Raw genomic sequence first — 5,737 nt, forward strand, 5'->3', positions numbered from 1 at the left:
CGGCGCCTCGGCGGCGGTGGCCAAACGACTCGACCTGTTCGGCGTCGCGTTCGTCGGCTTCGTGGCCGCGCTCGGCGGCGGGATCCTCCGCGACCTGGTCATCGACGAGGTACCGCCGCTCGCCTTCGCCGACTGGCGGTACGCCGCCACCGCGGCGATCACCGCGCTCGCCGTCTTCTGGCTGCACCCACAGCTCGCCCGACTGCGCACCACGGTGCTGGTGCTCGACGCGGCGGGCCTCGGTCTGTTCACCGTCACCGGCACGCTCAAGGCGCTCGACGCCCGGGTGCCGGCGGTCGGCGCCTGCCTGATCGGCATGCTCACCGCGATCGGCGGCGGGCTCGGCCGGGACCTGCTGACCGCCGAGATCCCGGTGGTGCTGCGCCGGGAGATCTACGCGGTGGCCGCCCTGGCCGGATCGGTCGCGGTGGCGTTGCTGTACGTCACCGGCCACACCGGGCCGGCACCACTCACCGCCGCCGCTGTCGGGGTGGTCGGGCTGCGCCTGATCGCGTTGCGCCGCCGCTGGTCCGCCCCGGTGGCGACGCTGCGGCCACCGCGTGCGAACGGGGCCGATCCGCGCGCCGACCGGGAGTGGTGAGGCTGACCGTGCTCCGGTGGTGAATGTGACAGGCGTGGTGTCGCCTGGGCCCGCGGGCCCGCGCTGGTTATGCTGAGTCGGCCTTCGCGGCAGCTTCTGCGCGGAGGCGTTTTCATGGGCGGCGGTACTCGTGGCCCTCGCCCGGTGTCCGCCCTCGTGCGGTCGGAGAGGAGCTTTCGCGTGGCAGCCCGGACGCCGGTGCTCGAGACGTTCCCGGCACTCCGTGCCTGGCAGCGCAAGGCCCTGGTGGAGTACCTGCGACGGCGTACCGAGGACTTCACCGCGGTCGCCACGCCGGGCGCCGGAAAGACCACCTTCGCCCTGCGGATCGCCGCCGAACTGCTCGGCGACGGCACCGTCGAGGCGGTCACCGTGGTCGCGCCCACCGAGCACCTGAAGAACCAGTGGGCCGAGTCCGCGGCCCGGGTGGGCATTCAGCTCGACGCCGCGTTCCGCAACGCCGACGTGCACTCGGCGGCCGACTTCCACGGCGCGGTGGTCACCTACGCCCAGGTGGGGATGGCCCCGCAGGTGCACCGGCGGCGCACCATGACCCGCCGCACCCTGGTCATCCTCGACGAGATCCACCACGCCGGCGACTCCCGCTCCTGGGGCGACGGCGTCAAGAACGCCTTCGAGCCCGCCGTACGCCGGCTGATGCTCACCGGGACGCCGTTCCGCTCCGACGACAACCCGATCCCGTTCGTCACCTACGAGCGGGGCGGTGACGGGCTGCTGCGCTCCCACGCCGACTCGGTCTACGGCTACGCCGACGCGCTGCGCGACGGAGTCGTCCGGCCGGTGCTCTTCCTCGCGTACTCCGGGGAGACCCGCTGGCGCACCAACGCCGGGGAGGAGTTGGCGGCCCGCCTCGGCGAGCCGATGACCCAGGATCTGGTGGCGCAGGCGTGGCGTACCGCCCTCGACCCGGCGGGGGACTGGATGCCCCAGGTGCTGCGGGCCGCCGACGCCCGACTCACCGTGCTGCGCAACGCCGGCATGCCCGACGCCGGTGGCCTGATCATCGCCACCGACCAGCAGACCGCCCGCTCCTACGCCAAGCTCATCGAGCAGGTGACCGGCGAGAAGGCCACCGTGGTGCTCTCCGACGACCAGGGCGCGTCCGCGCGGATCGCGACGTTCGCGGCGTCCGACCAGCGGTGGCTGGTCGCGGTGCGGATGGTGTCCGAGGGGGTCGACATCCCGCGACTGGCGGTCGGTGTCTACGCCACCAGCGCCAGCACCCCGCTCTACTTCGCCCAGGCGATCGGCCGGTTCGTGCGGGCCCGCCGCCCCGGCGAGACCGCGTCGGTCTTCCTGCCCAGCGTGCCGCACCTGCTCGGGCTGGCCAGCGAGATGGAGAACGAGCGGGACCACGTCCTCGGCAAACCCAAGGACTCCGACGGCTTCGACGACGAGCTGCTGGAACGGGCACAGCGTGACGACCAGGCCAGCGGGGAGTTGGAGAAGCGGTTCGCCGCGCTCTCGGCCACCGCCGAACTGGATCAGGTGATCTTCGACGGCGCGTCGTTCGGGACCGCCGCCCAGGCCGGCACCCCCGAGGAGGAGGAGTACCTCGGCCTGCCCGGCCTGCTCACCGCCGACCAGGTCTCCCTGCTGCTCACCAAACGGCAGGCCGACCAACTCGCCGCCCAGCGCCGCCGTACCGCCGAGCGGGCCGCTCAGCCGGCCGCTGCGGCCACCGCGGCACCGCCGGTACCCATGAGTGCCGCCCAACGCCGCGTGGCGCTCCGGCGTCAACTGAACGCTCTGGTGGCCGCCCGGCACCATCGCACCGGCCAACCCCACGGCAAGATCCACGCCGAGCTGCGCCGGCTCTGCGGCGGCCCGCCGAGCGCCCAGGCCACCATCGAGCAGCTCGAGGAACGCATCGCCACCGTGCAGACCCTCTAGCCCCCGTGCACCGAGCGTGCGACGCCGGTGAGTCGCGGGGCGCGGTTGGGCAGAAAGTGAAAAGCCGACCGGAGGCGCCCCGTGGGGTGCCTCCGGCCGGCTATGTCGGTTTGCGGATTTAGTTCGCCATCAGATCGGCGCCACGCCAGCTGAAGTCGGGCTCCGTTGCGAACCGCTCGGTGATCTTCACGAGATCCTCCGCGTACTTGTTCGCGTGGTGCCCGCAGAACACCAGTTCGCTCCCACCCGCCAGGGTGATCCGGAGCTTGCCGGCAGCATTGCAGCGGTCGCACCGTTCATCGGCGGCTGGGGGAACCACCGTCTCGGGCGGCGGCGTGAGGGTCGAGTTCATCGCCTTCCTCCTCTGGTCGTCACCGATGAACAATCTCTTCGGTCGTTGCTCACCTATCGTGCAACACCCGTGCCGGGCACTGCCTTCCCTGTGTGCCCGCGGGGGACCGAGGTCACACATGGCAGGGACAGTGTGCCGTGAACCCAGGGTGCCACGTCAACGATCACATTCGTGCATCCGGACGATCACCATCTGGTGTTGCACACCAGGTGATCAAAACGACACGTCCGGTTGACGAAACCGGCTCAGTCCAGGTAATCCCGGAGGACCTGCGACCGGGACGGGTGACGCAGCTTGGACATCGTCTTGGACTCGATCTGCCGGATCCGCTCCCGGGTCACCCCGTAGACCTGACCGATCTCGTCCAGCGTCCGCGGCTGACCGTCGGTCAGGCCGAAGCGCAGGCGTACCACACCCGCCTCACGCTCGGAGAGCGTCTGAAGCACCTGCTGGAGCTGGTCCTGCAGGAGCGAGAACGAGACCGCGTCGACGGCGACCACAGCCTCGGAATCCTCGATGAAATCACCGAGCTGGCTGTCACCCTCGTCGCCGATGGTCTGGTCCAACGAGATGGGCTCCCGGGCGTACTGCTGGATCTCCAGCACCTTCTCCGGTGTGATGTCCATCTCCTTGGCCAGCTCCTCGGGAGTGGGCTCGCGGCCCAGGTCCTGGAGCAACTCGCGCTGTATGCGGCCGAGCTTGTTGATGACCTCGACCATGTGCACCGGGATGCGGATGGTGCGGGCCTGGTCGGCCATGGCGCGGGTGATGGCCTGCCGGATCCACCAGGTGGCGTACGTGGAGAACTTGTAGCCCTTGGTGTAGTCGAACTTCTCCACCGCGCGGATGAGGCCGAGGTTGCCCTCCTGGATGAGGTCCAGGAAGGCCATGCCGCGCCCCGTGTACCGCTTGGCCAGGGAGACGACCAGACGGAGGTTGGCCTCGAGGAGGTGGTTCTTGGCGCGCTCGCCGTCGCGGGAGATCCAGCCCAGGTCGCGGACCATCTCCCGGGCGAGCTTCTCCTCGCCCTCGTCGGCCGCGCGCAGCTGCTCGGCGGCGTAGAGCCCGGCCTCGATCCGCTTGGCCAGCTCCACCTCCTGCTCGGCGTTGAGCAGCGGGACCTTGCCGATCTGCTTCAGGTACGCCCGGACGGAGTCGGCGGAGGCGGTCAGCTCGGCGTCGCGCCGGGCCTGCTTGAGCGCCTCGGACTCCTCGTCGTCCCACTCGAAGTCGTTGTCGGTGGCCGACGCAGCGGCGTCGGTCTCGGCGGCCTGGGCCAGCTCGGCCGGCTCCTCCACCACCACGTCCTCGATGACGGCGGCGAGCTCCTCGGGGTCGATCTCACCCTCGGCGCCCTCGCCCTTGGCCTTGCCGCCGGCCTTGACCGGCTTGGCTCCGGCCGCCGCGGCGACAGTCGCCTTGGTGGCGCGGGTGGACTTGGTCGCCTTCGCCGGGGTGGCCGCGGCGGCGGCGACCTCGGCGGTGCTGCCGGCGGCCTTGCGAGCGGCCACCTTGCGCGGCGCCGGCGTCGACGGCGCCGCGTCGGAGGCGGGCGCCTGCTTCGGGGCGGGCGCGGCGGCCTTCTTGGTGGTCTTGGCGGTGGTGGCCCGGGACGCGGGGGTCGTCGAGCGGGCCGCGGCGACCCGGCGGCGGGTGCTCGCCGAGCCGTCCACCACAACGGTCACTCCCGCCTCGGAGAGCGCCCGCAGGATCTTCTTGGCCTGGGCCGGAGTCACCTCGGCGGTCTCGACGGTGCGCGCGAGCTGGGCCGACGTGAGCTGACCACCGGCGCTCTGCGCGTGGGCGATCAGGGTGTCGGTGAGCGAGCGAACGTCGGCGCCGGGCTGGCGGGGTTCTGTCACGAATGACCTTCCGGAGGCGAAGAGCGGGCACGGCCGGGTCGTCCGGCACAGCGTGGGGCAACCGGGCCGGGCGATGTGGTTGAGGGACCCCCGTGTCCCGGGCCGGCCGGTGGTCGGCGGTCCGTGGCGCGTGGGCAGGGGTGAATTGTAACGCCGTCTGCGGCGATCATCCTGCGCCGCACGGCGTAACGGCAGCGGGACCGCCGATTCGGCGCAGATGTGGACTTTGTAAGGATGATACTCGCGCACGGCCCGGAACGCCCCGGTCGTACGGGAAGGGACCCTGGAATGGACCGTTCGGCGCCGACACCGCGGGAACTGTTGGCGATCGCGCTCGACGTGGCGCGGGACGCCGCCGCCACCGCGTACCGGATGCGGGTCGAGGGCGTCTCCGTGGCGGCGACCAAGAGCACGGTCACCGACGTGGTCACGGCGGCCGACCGGGCCGTCGAGCGGCAGGTCCTCGACGCGCTGCGCGCGCTGCGGCCGGGGGACGCGGTCCTGGGCGAGGAGTACGGCACGGAGGACACCGGTCCGGCGGAGCCGGGCGGCGTGCGGTGGATCGTCGACCCGATCGACGGCACCGTGAACTACCTCTACGGGTTGCCGTACAGCGCGGTGTCGTTGGCCGCCGAGGTGGACGGGGTGGTGGTCGCCGGCGTGGTGCGCAACGTGCACACCGGCGAGGAGTGGACCGCCACCGCTGGTGGCGGCGCCTGGCGCGATGGCGTCCGGCTGCGCTGTTCCGGCGAGACGGATCTGGGGCAGGCGCTGGTCGGCACCGGCTTCGGCTATGACGCCGGCCGACGGGCGCACCAGGCGTCGGTGGTGGCCGGACTGATCGCGTCGGTGCGGGACATCCGCCGCCTCGGCGCCGCCGCCCTGGACCTCTGCCTGGTGGCGGAGGGGCGGCTGGACGCGTACTTCGAGAAGGGCCTGGCCGCCTGGGACCTGGCCGCCGGCGGGCTGGTGGCCGCCGAGGCGGGCGTGCGGGTCTCCGGCCTGGCC

Annotated in this window: 5 protein-coding genes; 3 read left to right on the forward strand and 2 right to left on the reverse strand. The window is 72.0% G+C overall.

Annotated elements, in window-relative coordinates; genetic code table 11:
• Together AB0J68_RS25455 and AB0J68_RS25460 are read left to right on the forward strand one after the other, a co-directional pair.
• Positions 1-601, forward strand: a 601-nt coding sequence (locus AB0J68_RS25455; protein WP_363940684.1) for a trimeric intracellular cation channel family protein, incomplete at its 5' end; no start/stop codon positions are given.
• Between the two features lie 180 nt (positions 602-781).
• A complete protein-coding gene (locus AB0J68_RS25460; protein ID WP_363940686.1) occupies positions 782-2,515 on the forward strand; it encodes a DEAD/DEAH box helicase in 1,734 nt (577 codons plus the stop codon).
• Positions 2,516-2,633: 118 nt separating this feature from the next.
• Here the strand turns inward: AB0J68_RS25460 and AB0J68_RS25465 are convergent, their stop codons facing one another.
• On the reverse strand, positions 2,634-2,867 hold the full coding sequence (locus AB0J68_RS25465; protein ID WP_234587953.1) for a hypothetical protein: 234 nt from the start codon (positions 2,865-2,867) through the stop codon (positions 2,634-2,636).
• Between the two features lie 245 nt (positions 2,868-3,112).
• The gene (locus AB0J68_RS25470) at positions 3,113-4,729 is read right to left on the reverse strand and encodes an RNA polymerase sigma factor (RefSeq protein ID WP_355133600.1); all 1,617 of its coding nucleotides are present in this window, start codon (positions 4,727-4,729) and stop codon (positions 3,113-3,115) included.
• Positions 4,730-5,017: 288 nt separating this feature from the next.
• On the opposite strand from AB0J68_RS25470, the gene AB0J68_RS25475 reads away from it, so the two are divergent.
• Positions 5,018-5,737: inositol monophosphatase family protein (locus tag AB0J68_RS25475; protein ID WP_363940688.1), on the forward strand; the 720-nt coding region annotated here is incomplete at its 3' end.

Source organism: Micromonospora sp. NPDC049580, assembly GCF_040675595.1.
In the GTDB taxonomy this organism is placed as follows: Bacteria; Actinomycetota; Actinomycetes; order Mycobacteriales; family Micromonosporaceae; genus Micromonospora.